This is a genomic window from Antarctobacter sp., assembly GCF_034670325.1.
GTDB lineage: Bacteria > Pseudomonadota > Alphaproteobacteria > Rhodobacterales > Rhodobacteraceae > Antarctobacter.
Map to the genome: position 1 here is coordinate 32,585 of NZ_JAXMNR010000001.1, position 20,578 is coordinate 53,162.

20 protein-coding genes and 1 tRNA gene are annotated in these 20,578 nt (G+C 62.0%); 5 read left to right on the forward strand and 16 right to left on the reverse strand.

Going from position 1 to position 20,578, the window contains the following annotated elements; all coding sequences use genetic code 11:
• Positions 1 to 77 precede the first annotated feature (77 nt).
• Positions 78 to 941: an N-formylglutamate amidohydrolase gene (locus VOI21_RS00165; RefSeq protein WP_323766485.1), complete on the reverse strand. Its 864-nt coding sequence runs from the start codon at positions 939 to 941 to the stop codon at positions 78 to 80.
• Positions 942 to 1,088: 147 nt separating this feature from the next.
• Here VOI21_RS00165 and VOI21_RS00170 point away from each other — a divergent pair.
• Positions 1,089 to 1,163 (forward strand) — tRNA-Val (locus tag VOI21_RS00170).
• 99 nt (positions 1,164 to 1,262) lie between these two features.
• A complete protein-coding gene (gene ykgO, locus VOI21_RS00175; RefSeq protein WP_007792261.1) occupies positions 1,263 to 1,388 on the forward strand; it encodes a type B 50S ribosomal protein L36 in 126 nt (41 codons plus the stop codon).
• A gap of 339 nt (positions 1,389 to 1,727) precedes the next feature.
• On the opposite strand, the gene VOI21_RS00180 is transcribed toward ykgO, so the two are convergent.
• The 4 genes from VOI21_RS00180 to VOI21_RS00195 form a co-directional block, all read right to left on the reverse strand.
• Positions 1,728 to 2,150: a response regulator gene (locus VOI21_RS00180; RefSeq protein WP_323766495.1), complete on the reverse strand. Its 423-nt coding sequence runs from the start codon at positions 2,148 to 2,150 to the stop codon at positions 1,728 to 1,730.
• 1 nt (position 2,151) lies between these two features.
• On the reverse strand, positions 2,152 to 3,933 hold the full coding sequence (locus tag VOI21_RS00185) for a CHASE domain-containing protein (RefSeq protein ID WP_323766497.1): 1,782 nt from the start codon (positions 3,931 to 3,933) through the stop codon (positions 2,152 to 2,154).
• 313 nt (positions 3,934 to 4,246) lie between these two features.
• On the reverse strand, positions 4,247 to 5,929 hold the full coding sequence (locus tag VOI21_RS00190; protein ID WP_323766499.1) for a peptidoglycan-binding protein: 1,683 nt from the start codon (positions 5,927 to 5,929) through the stop codon (positions 4,247 to 4,249).
• A 159-nt stretch (positions 5,930 to 6,088) separates the two neighbouring features.
• Positions 6,089 to 7,261 carry a phenylacetate--CoA ligase family protein gene (locus tag VOI21_RS00195; protein WP_323766501.1) on the reverse strand — a complete coding sequence of 391 codons (1,173 nt, stop codon included), beginning with the start codon at positions 7,259 to 7,261 and terminating at the stop codon, positions 6,089 to 6,091.
• Between the two features lie 173 nt (positions 7,262 to 7,434).
• Here VOI21_RS00195 and VOI21_RS00200 point away from each other — a divergent pair, with 173 nt between their 5' ends.
• Positions 7,435 to 8,295, forward strand: coding sequence for a hypothetical protein (locus VOI21_RS00200; RefSeq protein WP_323766503.1), 861 nt, complete (start codon positions 7,435 to 7,437; stop codon positions 8,293 to 8,295).
• Positions 8,296 to 8,355: 60 nt separating this feature from the next.
• On the opposite strand, the gene VOI21_RS00205 is transcribed toward VOI21_RS00200, so the two are convergent.
• The 10 genes from VOI21_RS00205 to VOI21_RS00250 form a co-directional block, all read right to left on the reverse strand.
• Positions 8,356 to 8,742, reverse strand: coding sequence for a cupin domain-containing protein (locus VOI21_RS00205; RefSeq protein ID WP_323766505.1), 387 nt, complete (start codon positions 8,740 to 8,742; stop codon positions 8,356 to 8,358).
• A 76-nt stretch (positions 8,743 to 8,818) separates the two neighbouring features.
• Positions 8,819 to 9,643, reverse strand: coding sequence for an ABC transporter ATP-binding protein (locus tag VOI21_RS00210; protein WP_323766507.1), 825 nt, complete (start codon positions 9,641 to 9,643; stop codon positions 8,819 to 8,821).
• Between the two features lie 109 nt (positions 9,644 to 9,752).
• On the reverse strand, positions 9,753 to 11,045 hold the full coding sequence (locus tag VOI21_RS00215) for an ABC transporter substrate-binding protein (protein ID WP_323766509.1): 1,293 nt from the start codon (positions 11,043 to 11,045) through the stop codon (positions 9,753 to 9,755).
• Between the two features lie 67 nt (positions 11,046 to 11,112).
• Positions 11,113 to 12,189, reverse strand: a complete 1,077-nt coding sequence (locus tag VOI21_RS00220; RefSeq protein ID WP_323766511.1) for a branched-chain amino acid ABC transporter permease — start codon at positions 12,187 to 12,189, stop codon at positions 11,113 to 11,115.
• Positions 12,190 to 12,295: 106 nt separating this feature from the next.
• Complete coding sequence (locus tag VOI21_RS00225; protein WP_323766513.1) at positions 12,296 to 12,562, reverse strand: hypothetical protein; 267 nt, start codon at positions 12,560 to 12,562, stop codon at positions 12,296 to 12,298.
• A 1-nt stretch (position 12,563) separates the two neighbouring features.
• A complete protein-coding gene (locus tag VOI21_RS00230; RefSeq protein WP_323766516.1) occupies positions 12,564 to 12,812 on the reverse strand; it encodes a hypothetical protein in 249 nt (82 codons plus the stop codon).
• Between the two features lie 94 nt (positions 12,813 to 12,906).
• Complete coding sequence (locus VOI21_RS00235; RefSeq protein ID WP_323766518.1) at positions 12,907 to 13,866, reverse strand: branched-chain amino acid ABC transporter permease; 960 nt, start codon at positions 13,864 to 13,866, stop codon at positions 12,907 to 12,909.
• A gap of 87 nt (positions 13,867 to 13,953) precedes the next feature.
• Complete coding sequence (locus VOI21_RS00240; protein WP_323766520.1) at positions 13,954 to 14,766, reverse strand: ABC transporter ATP-binding protein; 813 nt, start codon at positions 14,764 to 14,766, stop codon at positions 13,954 to 13,956.
• Between the two features lie 8 nt (positions 14,767 to 14,774).
• Positions 14,775 to 15,383 carry a hypothetical protein gene (locus VOI21_RS00245; protein ID WP_323766522.1) on the reverse strand — a complete coding sequence of 203 codons (609 nt, stop codon included), beginning with the start codon at positions 15,381 to 15,383 and terminating at the stop codon, positions 14,775 to 14,777.
• Positions 15,380 to 17,344, reverse strand: a complete 1,965-nt coding sequence (locus tag VOI21_RS00250; RefSeq protein WP_323768378.1) for an AMP-binding protein — start codon at positions 17,342 to 17,344, stop codon at positions 15,380 to 15,382. Before VOI21_RS00250 ends, VOI21_RS00245 begins: the two co-directional genes overlap by 4 nt.
• Before the next feature lie 255 nt (positions 17,345 to 17,599).
• Here VOI21_RS00250 and VOI21_RS00255 point away from each other — a divergent pair, with 255 nt between their 5' ends.
• Both VOI21_RS00255 and VOI21_RS00260 read left to right on the forward strand, forming a co-directional pair.
• A complete protein-coding gene (locus VOI21_RS00255) occupies positions 17,600 to 19,507 on the forward strand; it encodes a PAS-domain containing protein (protein ID WP_323766524.1) in 1,908 nt (635 codons plus the stop codon).
• A 9-nt stretch (positions 19,508 to 19,516) separates the two neighbouring features.
• On the forward strand, positions 19,517 to 20,218 hold the full coding sequence (locus VOI21_RS00260) for a response regulator transcription factor (protein ID WP_323766526.1): 702 nt from the start codon (positions 19,517 to 19,519) through the stop codon (positions 20,216 to 20,218).
• Between the two features lie 25 nt (positions 20,219 to 20,243).
• Here the strand turns inward: VOI21_RS00260 and VOI21_RS00265 are convergent, their stop codons facing one another.
• Positions 20,244 to 20,432: a hypothetical protein gene (locus tag VOI21_RS00265; RefSeq protein WP_323766528.1), complete on the reverse strand. Its 189-nt coding sequence runs from the start codon at positions 20,430 to 20,432 to the stop codon at positions 20,244 to 20,246.
• Positions 20,433 to 20,578: the final 146 nt, after the last annotated feature.

The following is a 20,578-nucleotide window of genomic DNA, read 5'->3' on the forward strand; positions in this document are numbered from 1 at the left end:
ACCGGCCCCTGCGCGCTCTGGACGACGCGCGCGGGTGGGTGGGTGGGGCCGCGTCGTGCAGAGCGCGCAGGGGCCGCCTATTCCGCCGCCAGTTGTTGCGGCTGCCGATCCCCCAGATCGGCCAGTTCGGCCACAACCCCGCGCAAAGCCGAGCGGACCTCTTCGAACCGCGCATTGGGAGTGATCGTCGCCTCGTCCATATACAGCGCGCGGTCGATTTCCACCTGCACCGCGTGTTGCCCCCGCGAAGGGCGTCCGTAATGCTGGGTTGTAAAGGCCCCTGCGAACGGCGCATTGCGGGCCACCACAAACCCGGCCCCGGCAAACGCCGCCTCGACCCGCTCGACAATCTCCGACCGGGCCGACGCGCCGAACCGGTCACCGATCACCACTTCGGGCCGTTTGCCGCCGTGGCGCACAGCCCCGTCCAGCGCCTCATGCGGCATCGAATGACAGTCGACCAGAATCGCCTCGCCAAACCGGTCCCGGGCATTGGCCAGCAATGTCCGAAGCTGGTCATGATACGGCGTCCAGATTCGCGCGATTCGGCGCTCTGCCTCCATCCGCGTCAGCTTGCCGCGATAAATCGCCCGGCCACCGGCCACCACGCGCGGCACCACGCCCAGACCGCTGGCAACCCGCGGATTGTGTCCGGCGCGGCGCATCCCTTCGATCAGGGCGGGGTCCAGTTCCTCGGCCGCGCGATTCAGGTCGATATAGGCCCGTGGCGCCCCGGCGCGCAGAAAAACCGCCCCAAACTGCGGCGCACAGTCAAAAAGCCGGTCGACATAGGCATCTTCAGAGCTTCGGATGCTGTGCGCGTCCAGAATCGTGGTCTGCAGAAAGCTTTGCGGGTAATCGCAACCGGAATGCGGAGACGCGAAAACCACGCAGGATGTCTGCGTTTCAGGCATATGAAGGTGGTACGATGTCTCTGGCATCCGCGCTCCTCTTGGGGGTCAAGATAGACCGATTTCTGCGCCCTCCAAAAGCCCTTGATCCCCGCGGAGAAGGCATTTATAGACCCTCCACCGGCGCGCACCACCTGCGGCTTCGCCAGAGGCCAAAGAGGGTGTGCACGGACATATGGGTGATTAGCTCAGCGGTAGAGCACTTCGTTGACATCGAAGGGGTCACTGGTTCGATCCCAGTATCGCCCACCATGAATTCATAACCCGCTCTCCGGGGGGCTTGCCTCACGGAGAATTGGGTATTGGCCGCAACCAAAGGCGCTCGCGCGCCGCGACGATAGGAGAAGACCCATGAAGGTCGCCAATTCGCTCCGCTCGCTCAAGAAGCGCCACCGCGACTGCCGCGTTGTGCGCCGTAAGGGCCGTGTCTATGTGATCAACAAGACACAGCGGAGATTCAAGGCACGTCAGGGCTAAGCCCCGGCATCACGCCTCAGATCGACACGAAGAAACCCCCACGGGCCATGCCCGCGGGGGTTTTTCTTTGGCCGCCTCTCAAACCCCGCGACAGCGTGCATTGTGATTCAGCAGTGTCGGGTCGTGTTGAGGGTTCGGGTTGTCGCGCCGTGATGTCCGGTCGCATTTCGGGCTGACGATTATCCCCGGTTTGCGTTGGCCACGGGTGGGCCGGGCCACCCACTATGCACTACGGTCACGGGCTGCATGGGGCATCACATCAACACGAGCCTCACCGGGACACATGACGCCCCCGAGGCGAATGCAAAGCCCCCGCTGAAAGCGCGGCTGGCCTGTTGCTCAGACAGGCGGCACAGGCGGCTCACAAATGGTCCAGAACCCCTGAAGGGTGGACATCTTCTTCTTCATGTCCTCCCTGTTATGCGGCTTTACAATGTAGCCATTTGCCCGTTGACGATAGGCTTTCGCGATATCCTGGGGGCTGTCGGAGGTTGTGAACATAAAGACGACGCTATCTGACGCAGCGCTCGTGGTACGGAACTCTTTCAGAAATTCGTGCCCGTTCATCCGGGGCATATTGATATCGAGAAGCACAAAAAACGGGCCGGACAGTTCGCCGGAATTGATAATTTCCAGCGCTTCGACACCGTCTTCGGCGCGTGTAGTGACAGCGTTCGACGCAATTTTGGCCAAAGCGCGCTGGACCATCATGGCATCAAGTGAATTGTCCTCCACAAGCAGGATATTCATCTGACGGGACATGTTATGCAACCCTCCCAAGTTCCAAGCTTTTGTCTTCACGTCGCTTCGGCCAATAGAACGTGAACTCTGCTCCTTCGCCTTCGGACGACGACACCGAAATATCGAATCCGTGGCGCAGCACGGCCTTTTTGACAATCGCCAGGCCAATGCCCGTGCTTTCCGGCTCATCCTTTTTGCGAAGGGTCTGAAACACCCCGAAAATTCTGTCGTGAAACTCTGGTGCGATACCCTTGCCATCGTCCTTGACGGACACTTTGATCCGGTCCCCCAAGTCTTCGACATTCAGATCGATGAGCGCCGCCCGGGGATTCGGGTGGTACTTGAAGGCGTTTCCAATCAGGTTCTCCAGCACGCGGCGAAAGTTCTGACTGTCGCAATCAATGACGTCGACCACGGATGTCAGGCGGATTTGGACGGGATCGACTTCAAAATCCGCAACACAATCTTCGACTATCTTTCTGACCGGAACGCTGGGCTCTACCTCTGTGCCATAGTTTCCGATGCGCGAATATTCCATGATGCCTTTTGTGAGGTCGTTCATTCTGTTGACCCGATCCCGAATCATGTTGAAGTGCATCTTGATCTCGGTGTGCTTTTCCAGCGGGCCAATGATCTCTTCGATATCCTCTTCGATCACATCCGCAAGAAATCCGATCCCACGTACCGGTGTCTTCAAATCGTGGGACGCAATGTAGACGAACTGTTCGATCTCACCGTTTGCGTGTTCAAGGTGTTCGGTCTTGGCGCGCAATTCATTGGTCAGCTGGTGGGCATAAGCGTGCGCCTGCCGGTTGGAACGCGCCAGCAATGCCAGCATCGAAATCACCAAAATCTCGATGATCAAGCCGCCCAGTAGGATCAGCGTCGGCTGACCGGACCCGTTCTGGAGGCGGAAAGCCTTGTTCGTGCGGATATCGACGGACCATGTCCGCCCATACATTTCAAGATCAACGGTTTCCTGAAACATCGGATTGTCATCATTGAGCGGGTCATCCGAACTGTGTTCATCGTAGATCGTCTCTGCGCCGTCACGAATGCTGAACCGCACCTCGCGGAGATCCTTTGAAAGCAATCCTTCGACCAGTTTCTTGACGACAAAGGGCGCATAGACCACGCCGATAAAGCGTTCCTGCCGCTCTTTGACAGTGGCCGGAGTCCCACCTTCGTAGAAGGGCGTGAAAAACAGGAAGCCGGGTGTATTGCCGCTGTCCTGCACCAAAACGATTGGTCCTGTGATCTGCGCCATGCCTTTGTCACGGCTGGCCAACAGGCCAGTTCTGCGGTTCGTCTCATGCGCAACATCAAGGCCAATTGCCGCGGCGTTGATGTCTTCGGGTTCGATGTAGGTGATTGGCAGCAAGAATTCCTGCACATGTTCCGGAAAGATCGAGAACTCGCGCCCCTCGGCCGCTCTGGCTGACTGGAACTGTGACAGATCCGTCCGATCGACATAGTAGATGACGCCAATGCCGTTTACGCCCGGATATTTATCTTCGATTTTCAGAGAATTCGCGAAATTTCGCCATTCGGTGTGCGACGTCCTACCATTGCTGGCATCGACAAGGGCGACACCGGATTGCAGAGCGTCTTCATATCTAGACATGCGATCCACGATCAAACCGATGGCGCGGTCCTTGGCCGCCTCAAAATGCTCTTTAACTTGCGTATCCACCTGATGCTTTGAATAGAGCCAAGCGCCAACCGTCATTGCAAGCGACAAGGCGACAATAACGATATGAAGCGCGGAAATTCCGCCACTGCGCTTTTCCAAAGACTTATCCACGAACACTCCTTCACCGCGCAACTACCCCGGGGACTCGGTGCATTAATTTTCTTAGATGCACCTTAATACCGGGTGAAGCAGAGCACCGAGACGTGCCCAAATCTTGAAAGAAAATCTGTCGGAAATTATCAATTATTCGCGGAAAATGCCTGATGGAAAATCCACCCAAGCCTTGAACAGGGCGGTTTGAGCCATTCAGTGGCGCACGTACCGCGAAAAGACCCGCCGTTGCCGTCCGCAGCAACGGTCAGCATCCCCCCTGCGCACATTGGCGGGTGTTCGGGGCGGCACATGCCGCCCCGGGGCCACGACGTTAGCGATCTATGCCGATGATACCGCCGGCGAGCAGCCGCACCATGGTTTGCTCGTCCAGATAGCCCGACACCCGCAACCCGCGCGCATCCTGAAAACGGCGCAGTGCCGCGCGGGTGTTTTCATCGAATTTACCGTCGACCTTGCCCGGCTTCATGCCCAGTTGTTCCAGCCGCCGTTCAGCCAGTTGGCGCGCCACGAAGTTCAGGTTCATTGCCTTTTCCTCACGGCTGGCCTGAATCGAATTGCGCACCCTGTCCGCATCCAGTTGCAACTGCGATATCCGCAGTTTGGCCTCTTCGCGGAAAGCGCCGTTGGGCCAGTCACGCAGATAGGTGTTGTAGGCCGCGACAGAATTGGCCTGCGTGGCTTTGGTCCAGTCGCGCCGGTCTTGGCCCGCTGCCTGTTCCGCGCGTTGCTTGTCGATCGATTTCAGAACCGCGCGGGCCTCATCTGCAAAGCGTCCTTCGGGGTATTTCTGCAGATACTCGCGAAAGCCCGCCTCTTCGCCCCGGTCCTCGACGCGCCGCCAGAAGACACGCTCCTGACGCGCCCTTTCGGCCTGCTGGCGCTTTTCCTCTTCCTCCAGTTCGGCGGCGCGGCGCGTGGCCTGCGTTTGCAACCGGGCGATCTGATCACGGTCAAGATAGCTGCTGACCCTCAGCCCCACCTCTTGCTGCCAGCGCCGGATCGCACCCCGCGTGCCGTCGCCGAACACACCGTCGATGCCGCGCGTGTCATGGCCCAGAATGGTCAGCGCGCGCTGAATCGCCCTGCGGTCGTTGCGGTCAAGTTCCAGATCCTCTTCGGCGCGGCGCTCGCGGTAAAACGGTTCGGCGTTCAGCGCCGACAGCCGTTGACGCGCCGCGTTCACATGCACCCCGCCTGGAAAGCCGTCGAGGTAGGTCTGGTAGCCTTCTGCCGAATCGGCCTCTTGCGCCAGACGCCACGCGACATCGTCAGCCGCCCGGTTGGCAAAGGGGTCAGGCAGCGGCGGGTCGATGGCACCGCGCGGCGGCGTCACATCCCCCGCCCGCACGATTACCTGACCTTGCGGCGCGTACCCCTCTATTTGCAGTTCATATTCGATGGCGGCCCGCCGCACGAAACGCCCCGTCCGGGCCATGTCCCGCGCCGCATAGCGCGCCACGTCCACAGCGGGCCCCCGGATCACCGTCACCCCATGCGGAATGTCCAACGCCCCCAGTCCGGCGCTCAGATACAGGCTCAGGTCCGGATCCTCGCCGGTCTCACCCAGAACAAGGAATGCCCGCCCCTGATGGGCCGACAGGACCGCCAGCGCCGCATCCAGCGGAAAGCCCTGCATCAGCACATCGGCCTCGTCGATCCGGCCATTTCCGGTCACCGGCAAGAGATAGCTGCCACCGGCGCTATGCACAAAAGCCCCCGTCAGCAGGATCACCACCGGGCCGCCATCGTCGTCCAGCAATTCGGCGAACTCGCCAAAGGCCCGGCGCATGTCCGCCGCGTCCGCGTCCTGCACCAGCGTGACGTCGAATCCCTTGGCGTTCAGCGCGCTGGCCGCCTGTGCGACCCGCTGCGCGCCGAACAGCGTTTGCACGGCGGTGTACCGGCTGTTGCCGATCACCAGCGCATCGCCGTTTGCCAGCGCGCTTGTCGCGCCCAGTACCGCGCCCGCCAAGGCCACTGCCAGAAACCGCATGAGCTTTCCTCCCCGTCGTCTGCTCCGAAACAAAGCCTACCGGGACGCCCCGACAGGGCAAGCGGCCAGCGGGGGGAAAATGGCGGGGTTTCGCCCAATCACCGCCTACCGGCCCCGACGCGCGCGATTTCCTGCCGGTTGGACAAGGCTTGCGCGGGGTCAGTCGTAGCTGCGCTGGTCCTCGATCACCAAACCGTCGCGCGGCAGCGCGCCCGGCGGCACCAACTCGACCTTGCCTTTCAGCTTCAACACCTCGGCCACGCTGCCCTCAAAGGCCGCAGGATCGCCTGCTTCGGTCTCGATTCGCACCGTCATCATGTCCATTTCGCCCTCGCGGGTGGCCACGACACGGGCGCGCGCGATCTCATCGTGTTTCGCGACCAGTTGGGCGACCTGTTCGGGGCGCACGAACATGCCCTTGATCTTGGTCGTTTGGTCGGCGCGGCCCATCCAGCCCTTGATGCGCGTATTGGTGCGGCCGCAGGGGCTTTCCCCCGGCAACACGGCACTCAGATCGCCGGTGGCAAAACGGATCAGCGGGTAATCGGGGTTGAGCGAGGTCACCACGATCTCCCCAACCTCGCCCTCAGCCACCGGGTCGCCGGTGCCCGGGGTGACAATCTCGACGATGACATGCTCATCAAGGATCATGCCCTCCATGGCCGGGCTCTCATAGGCGACGTTGCCCAGATCCGCGGTGGCGTAACATTGCAGGCACTGGATGCCGCGATCCACATAGTACTGCCGCAACGACGGAAACAGCGCGCCGCCGCCGACCGCAGCGCGAGTGATCTTTAACGACAGACCCATCGCATCCGCCTTCTCAAGGATCAGCTTGAGGTAGTCCGGCGTTCCGGCATAGGCCGTCGCCCCCACGTCCATCGCTGCCCGCGCCTGCAATTCGGTTTGGCCGGTTCCAGCGGGCAGCACCATCGCCCCCACCGCCCGCGCGCCGGATTCAAAGATCATGCCCGCCGGGGTCAGGTGATAGCCGAAACAGTTCTGCACAATGTCCCCCGGCCCAATCCCGGCCGCGTTCAGAAAACGTCCCATGCGCCACCAGTCATGGCTGATGCCGCCGGGTTCATAGATCGGTCCCGGGCTTTGGAACACATGCGCGATGTTCGACACCGGCAGCCCGCCAAACGGCGGCTGCGCCGCCTGCATCGCCACCAGATCCGATTTGCGCAGCACCGGCAGCCCCGCCAGACCAGCCAGCGTTTCCAGCCGGTCGATTCCGTATTTGGCCAGTTGCGTGTTCACCGCCTCCAGCTGTGCCGCCTCGCGCGCGTCCCGGCTGCGTGTTTCCAGCGCGTCGAAATAGGTGCTCATCAAGCTCTCCTTCGCAATTGCGTCAGGACCGGACCGGCTGCCGGTCCCGGCCTGTGCATGTGTCGCGCCCCTGCCCGCGGTGTCCGCAACCTCAGGAGCTTTGATCTGAAACAAGGTGCGCCGCCGCAACGCCCGGTAGAGTTACGAAAATCGACGGCAGAGGAGGCCCGGCGATGGCCCGTGAATTTGACGACCGCATTCAGTTTGACCAAGACCGGCAGGTGATGGAGGTGGATTTCTCCGATTTCACCTTCGATAGCTCGGAGACCGTCAACCGGGTCTACGACCGGATTGAGGGCCGCATCGCCGCAACAGGCGAAGAGCTTTGGTTCTTCCTTATCAACCTCAATGGCACCCGGATCGACAGCAGCGCATGGGTGGCCTACGCCCGCCGGGGCCGCGCACTGAACCTTGCACATTCCATGGGAACGGTCCGCTACGACGCCTCGCCCGAGACCGCCGCCCAGATCGAACGCGCCGCCCGCACGGAGGCGTTTGATCCCAACCTGCTGACCAGTCGCGCCGACGCGCTGGTGCGGATCGGCCAGATGCCCTCGCGTCGGCGGGGCCCCCGCGTCCAGCATGACCCGAACTACGTCGAAACGGATTTCTTTCACCGCATCTCCTTTGACGAGGACAGCCGCATCATGGAGGCGGATTTTTCGTGGTTCACCTTTCACCACTCGCGCGATGTGAACGATTTCTACGACCATATAGAGGCCCGCATCGCCGCCTCTGGCTATGACAAATGGTTCTTTCTGATCAACTACGAAGGCACGCAGATCCTGCCCGCCGCCTGGGTGCAATACGCGCACCGGGGCAAGACCCTGAACATTGCGCATTCCCTTGGCTCCGTGCGCTTTGCGCCCGGCTCGGAAACAGAGGCCGACATCCGTCTGCGCGCCGAAAGTCAGGATTTTCGTCCCAACATTCGGAACACGCGGGCCGAAGCACTGGCGCGGATCGAAGAGATGCGGATGGAACATGGCTACCCGGCCACGGCCATCGGCGCGGTCAGCGCCTCGGCAGGCTGACCGCAGACCGCCGCTGAGTCCGCACGTTTGACCTGATCCGCTTGCACATCTGGCATGCCGTCACTCCGCAGGCCAGCGGAAGGGTTCCAGCGTGTTGACCACATGGGTGGTCAGCAAAACGATTTCGCTGCCGCCGATATTGCGCAACCCGCCGTGCATCTCACCGGCTGAAAAGAATAAGACGTCGCCTTCGGCATACTCTGCTTCCTGCCCGTCGGTCAGCAGAACGGTCCCGCCCTGCAACACCACCGCATGTTCATCGCCCGGATGCATATGATCAGAAACCGCGCCCCCCGGTTTCACCGTCACGCGCGCAATCACCACCTTCATGTCGGGGACGTCGGACAGCGGCTGTTCCTGCAACACATCGCGCAGGACCAGATCGCTGGCCAGCGCTGGTGCGGCGGCCAGAGCGGCCAGACAGGCGACAAGGGCAAAACGGATCATCACGTCATTCCTCTCGATTAGGGGCCTCTCGACTAGGGGGCCTCTCGGACAGCGGTCCTTGCGAACAGGGGCGGGGTCAGGCCAGCCACCGCTTGCGGCGGCGATAAGAGCGCACATCGCGAAAGCTTTTGCGCCCTTCGTCGGACATGCCGAGGTAAAATTCCTTGACGTCCGGGTTCTCGCGCAACTCGGCGGCAGGCCCCTCCATCACAACGCGACCGTTTTCAAGGATATAGCCGCTGTGCGCATAACGCAGCGCGACGTTGGTGTTCTGCTCTGCCAACAGGAACGAAACGCCTTCGTTTTCGTTCACCGACTTCACGATCTCAAAGATCTGTTCGACCAACTGCGGCGCCAGCCCCATTGACGGCTCATCCAGCAGCACGGTTTCGGGGCGGCTCATCAGTGCGCGGCCAATCGCCGTCATCTGCTGTTCCCCGCCCGAGGTATAGCCCGCCTGCGACTTGCGCCGTTCCTTCAGCCGGGGAAAGTAATTGTAGACCATCTCAAGGTCCGCCTCGACCGCCGCCTTGCCGTCCTTGCGCGTATAGGCGCCGGTCAGCAGGTTTTCCTCGACGGTCAGGTGTTCGAAACAATGGCGGCCTTCCATTACCTGAATGACGCCGCGCTTGACCAGCGCCGCGGGCTCCAGATCCTGCACCGCCTCGCCCTTGTAGACGATCGACCCTTTGGTGACCTCGCCGCGCTCAGAGTGCAGCAGGTTGGAAATCGCCTTCAGCGTCGTGGTCTTGCCTGCGCCGTTGCCGCCCAACAAGGCGGTGATCCCGCCCTTTTTGACGGTCAGGCTCACGCCTTTCAGCACAAGGATGACGTGGTTGTAGATCACCTCGACGTTATTGACCTCAAGGAGCGTCTCATCCGTTCGCGCCGCATCCAGCATCGACTTTTCCTCACACCTCGGGGCGTATCGCGGCCCCAGCAGCTTTTCTTGGTGAAATTACGCAATTGGCCCCCCGGCAGCGGTCCGCGCCGCCGGGGAGTTTTTCCGATCAGTTCTCGCAGGTGTCATTCACCGGCCAAGGCGCATTGGCGTCGGCGTAGTCCTTGGCGTTCTGCTGCGCCAGCGCGGTGTAGTTGGCGACATTCGCCGTCAGGAGATCGCTGACCTTGACGAATTTTTCGCCGTCCCACTCCAGCATCCAGCCACCGGAATGGCCGGTGTGATTGGAGCACGAAGTCGCAAAGGGCGGCACCATGCCGGTCAGGCCCAGTTCGTCGATCCGGGCTTCGGTCATGTTGATGTTCTCCAGACCCCAGCGCAGTTGCTCGGCATTGATCTCGGCGGTGCCGTACTGTGCCTGCGCCACGCGGATGCCTTCGGCAAGGATGGCCGAGATGACGATGCCGCGCGAATAGAACACGCCTTTCATCTCGGTCTCATCGGTCTTGGACAGACCCGCGTCGATCACCATCGACTGGATGTCCTTCATGACCGGCGCGTCCATGTTCGGGAAGGACCAGCTGATCGACTTGTAGCCTTTGCCGGCCTCGCCGACGATGGCCAGGTCCGCGTCATGGCCTGACCACCAGACACCCAGCATGTTTTCCATCGGGAACTTGGTCTTGACGGCTTCGGTGATGGCCCCGGCGTTCATCGCGCCCCAGCCCCACATCACGACATAGTCGGGACGCATCCGGCGGATCTGCAACCACTGCGCCGACTGGTTCTGCATTTCCTTCAGGCCGACCGGGATCGGGTTCAGCTCAAAGCCCTTTTCGGCGGCCAGCGCCTCGAGAACCGGCAGCGGCTCTTTGCCGTAGGGGTGATCGAGGTGCAGAAACGCGATGGTCTTGCCGTCCAGCGATCCCATGCCTTCCAGATACTGGATGATCATGTCCGCCGCGTCCCAGTAGCCCGCCGGGGCGTTGTAGGACCACTGAAAGGTCTTGCCGTCCATCATCGGGCTAAAGCCATAGCCCGGCGCAAGGATCGGGATCATGTCGACGTTGGTCTTGGGCAGCACCTGCAAGGTGATGCCGGTCGACCACGGCTGCGTCACGATCGCCTTGCCCTTGGTCTTTTCATAACATTCCACGCCCTTTTCGGTGGAATAGCCGGTCTCGCACTCCTCGGCGTTGATCATGATGCCGCCGATTCCGCCGTCACGGGCGTTCAGCATCGCCATATAGTCGGCCTGACCGTTCATCAGCGGAATGCCGGTCGCGGCAAACGGTCCGGTCCGATAGGCAAGGTTCGGGGTATACAGTTCCTGCGCCTGCGCCGCACCGGCGGTCAGCGCCGCCAGAACACCGGCAAAGGCCAGCTTGGTGAAATGTTTCATGTCTTTCCTCCCTTGGAATCTCTCATGTCACTGTCAATCTTGGTCTTTTGTTGTTGGGCCTCTCCCCTCAGTAGGGGAACGGCCAGAGGATCAGTTTCTCACGCAGCAGACGCCACAGTTGCGCCAGCCCGTGCGGCTCGACGATCAGGAAAAACACGATCAAAGAGCCGACGATCATGATGTTCAGATGTTCCACCATCGAGGATGAAATCGGAATGCCCAGCGTCTCGGGCAGCAGGTTCAGCACCACCGGCAGACCGACGATCAGGATCGCGCCCAGATAGTTGCCCATGATCGACCCCAACCCGCCGATGATCGCGATGAACAGGATGCGGAACGACAGCGGAATGTCAAAGAGGTTCGGTTCCGCCGCGCCGCGCCACATGAACACAAACAGCGCACCAGCCACGCCCACCACATACGATGAGATCGCAAAGGCGGTCAGCTTGGACCGCATCAGGTTGATGCCGATCAATTCCGCCGCGATGTCCATGTCGCGCGTCGCCTTCCACGTGCGGCCCAGCGTGCCGCGCGTCAGGTTGATGCACAGCCATGTCAGCAGGCAGACGATGAACAGCACCACGTAATACTGCACAATCGAATCCGCCTGCGGGCCAGAGACATAGAGGCCAAAGATATCCAGGTTCGGCACCTGAATCGCGCCCGAGGCGTTGTAGTTGTACAGCCAGGCCCATTTCTCAAACAGCCAGACCAGAAAGAACTGCGCCGCCAGCGTCGCAATCGCCAGATAGAACCCCTTGATCCGAAGCGACGGGATGCCGAACATCACACCCACACCGGCGCTGAAAAAGCCCGACAGCAGGATCGCCACAATCGGGTTCATCCACGGCATGATGGTGATCAGCTTGTAACAGGCATAGGCCCCGACCCCCATGAACGCCGCCGTGCCCAGCGACAACTGCCCGGCATAGCCCGTCAGGATGTTCAGGCCCAAGGCCGCCAGCGAATAGATCAGGATCGGGATCAGCAGCGTCTGAAAGGTGAACTCGCTCGCCGTCAGCGGAAAGATCACCCAGACGAACAGCAGGATGATCCCCAGCAGCACGGCATCCTGCCGGACCGGGAACAACGCCTGGTCGGCCTGGTAACTCGTTTTGTACTGTCCTGCGGTGCGATAAAGCATCCGCTCCTCCCTTTTCCATCAACCGCGTTAGGCGCGCGGCTCTTTTCTGCGCTCTGTCCTTGGGGGCCGGATCGGTCCTCAGGGTCAGGAATTCACCAGTGCCGCCTCAGCGGTCCTCGTCCTCATCGGGCCGCTTTGCCGCGCCCATGCCCCACATCTGGGTCATCGCCTTCAGAGTGGCCGCCGTCATGTCGACAGAGGCGCTCATCATCGTGTTCATCGCCTCCATCTGCGCCTTCAACAGCCCCTGCGCGATCTCTTGCGGGTCGGCAGGCTCTCCCAGCCCGTTGGCCCCGCGCGCCAGATCGGCAACTTCGTCGTCGCTGCGTTCCGCCCGCCGCGAAGACGAGTCATTTCCACGTGATCTGACCATCTCAGGTCTCCAGTCCGTCGTCGGTCTCAAACCGTGGGCGGCTCTTTGTCGGCTTGGCATATCCGGTCTTTTCGGAATGCCGCACCAGCCAGAAATACGCCCACATGCCCAGCGCCCCACCCGCCGCCGCCAGCAGCAGTGCGATGATCATACGGCCCTCTGCATCGGGGTTGGCGGTCAGCGCCAGATACCCAAAGGCCCAAAAGCCGGACCATGCGACGACGTTCAGAATGGCAATCAGTTTCGACATCTCGTTTCGTTCCTCGTGACACAGCCGGTCTGGGCTGTCGTAGGGCGGGGTTCCCCCCGCCGCTGTCTGGTGTGGCGGCGCGCCCCGCGCCGCCCTACACCCTTTCGATGATACGTTCCCCGAACAGACCCTGCGGACGGAACAGCAGCACGATCAGCGCCAGCACAAAGGCAAACCATGTCTCGGTATTGCCGCCAAGGATCGGCTGGCCCCAATAGATCTCGAACAGCTTTTCCAGAATGCCGATCATCAGCCCGCCGATGATCGCCCCCGTGATGCTTTCCAGCCCGCCCAGCATCAGCACCGGCAGCGCCTTGTAGGCGATCACCTCAAGGGCAAAGCTGACCCCCGCCCGCGCGCCCCATGCGATGCCCGTAACCAGCGCGATGATGCCCGCGATGAACCAGACTAGCACCCAGATCGTCTGCAAGCTGATGCCCACCGACAGCGCCGCCTGGTGGTCGTCGCCCAGCGCGCGGATCGCGCGGCCCATCTGCGTGTAGTTCAGGAACGCCAGCAGCGCGCCGACCAACACCACCGCAACCGCAACCACCGTCATGTCGAGATGTTGCAGGATCAGCAGCCCGCCCCAAGGCTCCAGCACCGTGTCGCCGGTCGGAATGCCCAGTTCGGCGGAAATCATCTGCTTGTTCTCACCGCCAAAGATGATCTCACCCAGACCGATCAGGAACAGCGTGATGCCGATGGTGGCCATGAACAGGATGATATCCGGCTGCCCCACCAGCGGACGCAGCACGATCCTCTCGATGCTGACCGCCAGTACAAACATCACTCCCAGCGTCAGAGCCACCGAAATCCACGCCGGGATACCGAAGGAATGCAGCCCCACCAGCGTCAGCGCGGCAAACACCACCATGATGCCCTGCGCAAAGTTGAAGATGCGGCTGGAGCGATAGATCAGCACAAAGCCCAGCGCGATCAGCGCATACAGCACGCCCGACACCAGCCCCTCCCAGAGCACCTGCAACAGGAAATCCGGCGCGGCGACCATGTCCACAAACGGCGCGATAAAGATTTGGTTCAGTAGATCCATTGGTCGCTGCCCCTCAGTTCATGCCGCACACAAGGTGCGCATCGGTTGTGCATGCCGTGTGCATGGATTGTGCATCGTTATTTTCCATCAGTGCGGCACCCCCAGATAGGCGTCGATCACGTCCTGATTTCCGCGCACCTCTTCGGGTGTGCCGTCGCCGATCTTTTTGCCGTAATCCATCACCACCACCCGGTCGGACAGGTCCATGACCACCCCCATGTCGTGTTCGATCAGGCAGATCGTGGTGCCAAACTCGTCATTCACGTCTAGGATAAAGCGGCTCATGTCCTCTTTTTCCTCGACGTTCATGCCCGCCATCGGTTCATCCAGCAGCAGGATCGACGGCTCCGCCGCCAAGGCCCGCGCCAGTTCCACCCGCTTTTTCAACCCGTAGGGCAAGCGCCCGACGGGGGTCTTGCGGATTGCCTGAATCTCAAGAAAATCAATGACTTTCTCGACAATCTCACGGTTCTCCATCTCTTCGTTGCGCGCCTTGCCCCACCACAAAGCCTGCGCCGGGATAGAGGCGTTCATATGCGTCAGGCGGCCCGTCATGACGTTGTCCAGCACCGTCATCCCCTCGAACAAGGCAATGTTCTGGAATGTCCGCGCCACGCCCATCCGCGCCACCTCATAGGGCTTCATCGGAGGCCGCTTGGACCCCTTGTACCAAACCTCGCCGATGGTCGGTGTATAGAACCCCGAGATGATATTCAGCATCGACGACTTGCCGGCGCCATTCGGCCCGATGATCGCCCTGATTTCCCCCTCACGCACATCAAAAGAGATGTCCGAAATCGCCGTAACCCCCCCGAATTTAAGGGTAATATTCTTCATCTCCATCAGCACGCCGCCAATCTGGCGTCCGTCCGCGGTGACGTATCCTTCGGTGTCTTTCATGCCCGTCCCTACCAATTGATCGCCGCGCGTCCGCACCCGTCCCCGGCCACTTCCGTGACCGTGAAGGCGGTCTCTCCCGCGTCCCCGTCCACGCCGTAGGTCACCGCAAGCCGGCACCCCCGCGCGGTCTTGAACGTCGAGATCAGCGCAAAGGCATCCTTATCCGTTTCGGTCGCCGCATATCGCCCCGAGGCAACGGCCCCTTCGGCCCAGTGCTCCAGAACGTAGTCCATCTCACCCAGCGGCCGGTCCATGCTGTGCACATTGCAATACATCCTGTATCGCCCGGCCTCATCCGCGGCCTCGTGCATGTCGCCACGATGCAGGACATAAAACCCCACGGAGGAACCGGGCAGCGTGGCCACCAGTGCCCCGTCAGCCTTGACCACGCGGTACCCCGGCAGGACGTCCTGAACCGTCTCTCCCCGCTCCATGCTGTTCAAACAGACGTTGGTCGCCGCGCGAAACCACTGCTCGGCCGCCCGCGCGTCCGCCGCCTCATCCGCCATGGCGGCAGCTCCGGTGGACATCAGGCCAGCGCCTGTCATCAGCGCAACGCCCAAGGGATGGTGGGCGGGGCGATACGCGCCGCAGGCGCGGGAGCGTCCGACCCTCATTCCGCCGCCACCTTTGCGGGCGCAACCGGCACCACCTTGGCGTCTCGGATTTGCAGCGTCGCCTTGATCTTGCCCTTGCGGCCATCCTCGTAGGTCACTTCGGTCTCGGTATAGATCTCGTCCGACCCGTCGTACAAAGCGCCCACAAGGTCGGCGAATTTCTCGCCGATGATCTTGCGGCGTACCTTGCGGGTGCGCGTCATCTCGCCATCGTCGGCGTCCAGTTCCTTGTGCAGGATCAGGAACCTGTGCACCTGACAGCCCGACAGCATGTCGTCCTGCGCAACACTGGCGTTCACCTCTTCCACATGGGACTGCACCATCTCCAGCACGCGCGGATGCTGTGCCAGTTCCTGATAGCTGGCGTAGGCGATGTTGTTGCGTTCCGCCCAGTTGCCCACCGCCGTCAGGTCGATGTTGATAAAGGCGGTGCAGCGGTCGCGCCCCGCGCCAAAAACCACGGCCTCAAGGATGTTGGGATAGAACTTCAGCTTGTTCTCGACGTATTTCGGCGCAAACAGCGCCCCGTTTGCCATCTGCCCAACGTCCTTGGCCCGGTCGATGATCCGCAGATGGCCGGTGCCTTCTTCGAAAAAGCCCGCGTCCCCCGTTGCAACCCAGCCTTCAGAGTCCTTGGTGTCCGCCGTGCTTTCCGCGTTCTTGTAATACTCCACAAAGGTTCCGGGTGAGCGGTAGAAGACCTCGCCATTCTCGGCGATCTTGATTTCAACCCCCGGGGACGGGACACCAACGGTATCCGAGCGCACCTGCCCGTCGGGCTGCTGTGTGATGAACACGCTGGCCTCGGTCTGACCATAAAGCTGCTTCAGGTTGATCCCCAGCGAGCGGTAGAAATCGAAGATTTCCGGCCCGATCGCTTCGCCCGCGGTATAGCCCACCCGCACCTTGGAGAACCCAAGCGCATTTTTGAGCGGGCCATAGACCATGAATTCGCCAAGCCTGTATTTGATCCGGTCGACCAGACCAACGCTTTCCCCGTCAAGGATTTTGGGCCCCACGTCGCGCGCATGATCCATGAAGTAGTGGAAGATCTTCTGCTTCAGCTTCCCCGCGTCTTCCATTCGGATCGTGATACTGGTCAGCTGCGTCTCAAACACCCGTGGTGGCGCGAAATAATAGCTCGGCGCGATTTCCCGCAGGTCGGTCATCATCGTCTCGGCCGATTCCGGGCAGTTCACACAAAACCCGGTCCAATAGGCCTGACCGATCGAGAAAATGAAGTCACCGACCCATGCCATTGGCAAATAGGCCAGAATCTCGTCGTCTTCGCGCAGATGATCGAAGTCGGACGTATTCTTGGCGGTTTCGATGATATTGCGGTTCGACAGCACCACGCCCTTGGGTTTGCCGGTGGTGCCGCTGGTATACAGCATCACACAGGTATCGTCGTACCCCAGACTGTCACGCCGACGAGTCAGCTCTGGGATGAACTCGTCGTAGGCGGCGCGCCCCTGTTCCTGCACATGGCTGAACTGGTGCATGTGGCCGTGGTCATACTTTCGCAGCCCGCGCGGATCGACATAGATCAGATGCTCGAACTGGTGCAGATCGTTCTGCACCTCGATCACCTTGTCGGCCTGTTCCTGATCCGCAACGATGGCAAAGCGCGCGCCGCAATGGTCCAGCACGTATTCCATCTCTTCGGCGACAGCGTCCTGATACAGCGGCACCGGGATCGCGCCCACGCATTGCGCGGCGACCATCGACCAATACAGCGTGGGACGGTTGCGCCCGATGACGGCGATGAAATCGCCTTCGTTCACGCCAAGGTTCAAAAGACCCAGCGCCAGCGCCTCGATTTCCTTTTCGGTCTCTGCCCAGCTCCAGCTTTGCCAGATCCCGTATTCCTTTTCACGGTACGCGGGTGCCGCGCCGAACTGGGTGGCATTGCGATGCAACAGTGCCGGAACAGAGCGTAGACCCTCTACGCCCTCAGCCATATGTGCCAAGTCTTTTCCTCCCCATGCCGGTCCCCCGACATCCCTTGTGCCCGTCACGTCCGGGCCGACCGCTGTTCGCCGCGATTCTGACCCCCATTTGGGCAAGGCTCAGCCTCGCGGTCAACTTTTTCCTGAGGTTTTCCGAATCCTTACGAATTGTAACAGATGCAAAATGTCTGTGCCGCCCGCCCCGTGGTCCGCCCCCCTTTCCCCGGCCCCGCAACCTCCGCTAGATTGCCCGACAGAGGAGATCCCATGACACCGAACGCCCTCATTCAGGCCGGGCTGAACCTGATCGGTCAGGGCCTGACCATTTATGACAGCGACCTGCGCCTTGCCGTCTGCAACGCGCCGTTTGCCGAGATGTTCGACCTTCCGGACCGACTCACCACCCCCGGTGCCAGTTTCGAGGACACCATCCGCCACCTTGCGGAGCGCGGTGAATACGGCCCCGTCGGGGATCTGGAGGCGTTTGTCCGCACCCGGGTCGAGATCGCCCGCGCGTTCGAACCGCATTATATGGAACGCCCCCGCGCCAATGGCCGCATGATCAGCGTCGAGGGCGCGCCGCTGCCGCAAGGCGGCTGGGTCACGGTCTATACCGACATCACCGAAACCAAGACGCAGGAACAGCTTTTGCGCACCCGCTCGGAATTGCTGAGCGAAGAGGTGCTGAAACGCTCCGAGGAACTGGCCCGCACCAACCGCCGCCTCGCCGCCGCCAACAAGGCGCTGGAAGAGGCCCGCCGCGTGCTGGCCGAGGCAGAGGCCCGCACCCGCACCACCACCGAAATGATGCCCGCCCATATCGCCCGCGTCGACGCCGAGGGGCGCTATACCTTCTCCAACAACCGGTTGAGCGATGTGATGCCAGGTCGCCCCTCGACGATCCTTGGCCGACACATTGCCGACGCGCTGGGCCCGCAGGCCTTTGCCAGCGTGCGCCCGCATCTTCAGGCCGCCCGCGACGGACGCCAGTCGGCCTTTGAATTCACCGACGAGATGTCCTCGCGCCGGATCCGCAGCGTCTTTACCCCCGACCCGCTGGAACCGGGTGTCTACATCATGACGCAGGACGTCACACAGGAAACGCAGGCCCGCGCCGCGCTGCAACAGACCCGCCGCCGCGAAATTGCCGCCCAGCTGACCTCGGGCCTTGCGCATGACTTTTCCAACCTCCTGACCATCATCCTTGGCATGCAGTCGAAACTGCACCGGATGAGCCTTGGCCCCGAGGTTGAGCCGCTGATTTCGGCCACTCTCTCGGCGGCGCAGCGTGGCGGGCGGCTGCTCGACCGAATCGCCAACATGACCAGTGCGCGCGGCTGGCGGCCCGCGCCACTGTCCCTGCCCGCCTTCCTTGACGAATTGTGCACCCTCGCCACGCCCTCGCTGCCGGGTGGCATCACCATCACCATCGACGACGCCACCCAAGGCCCCGTCATGGCCGACGCCGGGCTGTTGCAAGACGCGCTGCTGAACCTGATCCTGAACGCCCGCGACGCCTGCGGCACCTCGGGCGCCATCCGCATCAACACCGCCGAGGTGCTGGACACATGGCTGGACATCTCCGTCGAGGACAGCGGTCCGGGCTTTTCCGACGCCGCGCTGGAACACGGGGCAGAGCCGTTTTTCACCACCAAGGGCGGCGAGGGATCGGGCCTTGGCCTTGCCATGGTCTACGACATGACAAAGCTGGCCGGCGGCACCATGCGCCTTGCCAATGGCCCCACCGGTGCGCGTGTCTCACTGCGCCTGCCGCTGCGGCGCGCGGCCCCTGCGCCCCTGCCTGATACCGGCCTTGTCCTGCTGGTCGAAGACAGCGCCGACCTGCGCGAAACCATCCGCGAAATGCTGACCGCCACCGGCTTTTCCGTGGTCGAGGCCGTCTCGGTCGATGAGGCCTGCGTCCTTGCCGACGGGTTGCCTGACATTGCCCTGATCCTCAGCGACATCTCGCTGGAGGGCGATACACCCGGTCTGGCCCTCGCCGACCGCCTGCCGCATCTGCCGATCCGCTTCATGACCTCGCTGCACGCCGATCACCCGCTGCATGTGCAGGCCTGCCATCGCGGCCCGGTCCTGCCCAAACCCTTCACCGCCGCAGACCTCGCCACCTTCCTTGGGCAACCAGCCCTTCCGGCGACCGCGCAATTCGGCTAACCCCATCCCATGACCAGCCCCCTTGTCACCATCCTCGACGACGAACCCGCCATCCGCGAGATGCTGGCAGAGGCTTTGGCAGAGGCCGGGTTCCGCACCCTGTCCTTTGGCCGCGCGACAGAGTTCGAGGCCGCGCTGCGCCGCGCCACGCCCGATGTCTGCCTTGTGGATCTGGGGCTGCCGGACCGCGACGGGTTGACGCTGGTCCACCGTCTGGCGCTGGAACAGGGGGCGACGGTCATCATCATCTCGGGCCGCGCGCAGGTGCAGGACCGCGTGACCGGGCTGGAACTGGGGGCCGATGACTATATCATCAAACCCTTCGATCCGGCAGAGGTCGTCGCCCGCATCCGTGCCCGCCTGCGCGGCCGCGCCCGCGCCGCCACATCGTCGGACACCGCGCGTTTCAACGGCTGGACCGCGCATTTCGACCGCTACATGCTGGAGGATGATACCGGGGCAGAGACCGCCTTCAGCCATGCCGAAGGCGAAGTGCTGCGGCTGTTTCTGGAAAGCCCCAAACGCCTGATCAGCCGCACCCACATGCAGGAAAGCCTTGGTGGGGCCGCCGGGGAAAGCTTTGACAGGGCGATGGATGTGCGCATCTCGCGCCTGCGCACCAAACTGCGCGAAGACCCCAAGAACCCGCGCCTGATCAAGACGATCTACGGGGCCGGGTATATCTTTCTGGGCGATGTCAACTGGGGGTGAGCCGGATGGCTGTCAACCGATCCCGCTAGGGTCCGGCAAAGCTGTAATCGGCAGAAACACCCAGGATCTGATGCACAAAGGGCAGCACCGAAACCGCCACCACACCGACAACCGCGCCAATCCCCAACCGGATCGGGGCGGCCCCCAGACTGGGACCGGCCAGACCCAAGAGCCCGCAAACGGCGGCATAGAAAACAAGTGATATCGGGTCCATAGCTGTGCCTCCCTCCGGGTCAGCCTAACCCAGCCCCGGCATGGAGGGAACGGTGGAATTCACCACCTCACAGGCACCGCGCGCCCTGCGATCCGCGCCACCGCTCACCCCACAATCCGTGCCGCCGCTCACCCCACAATCCGTGC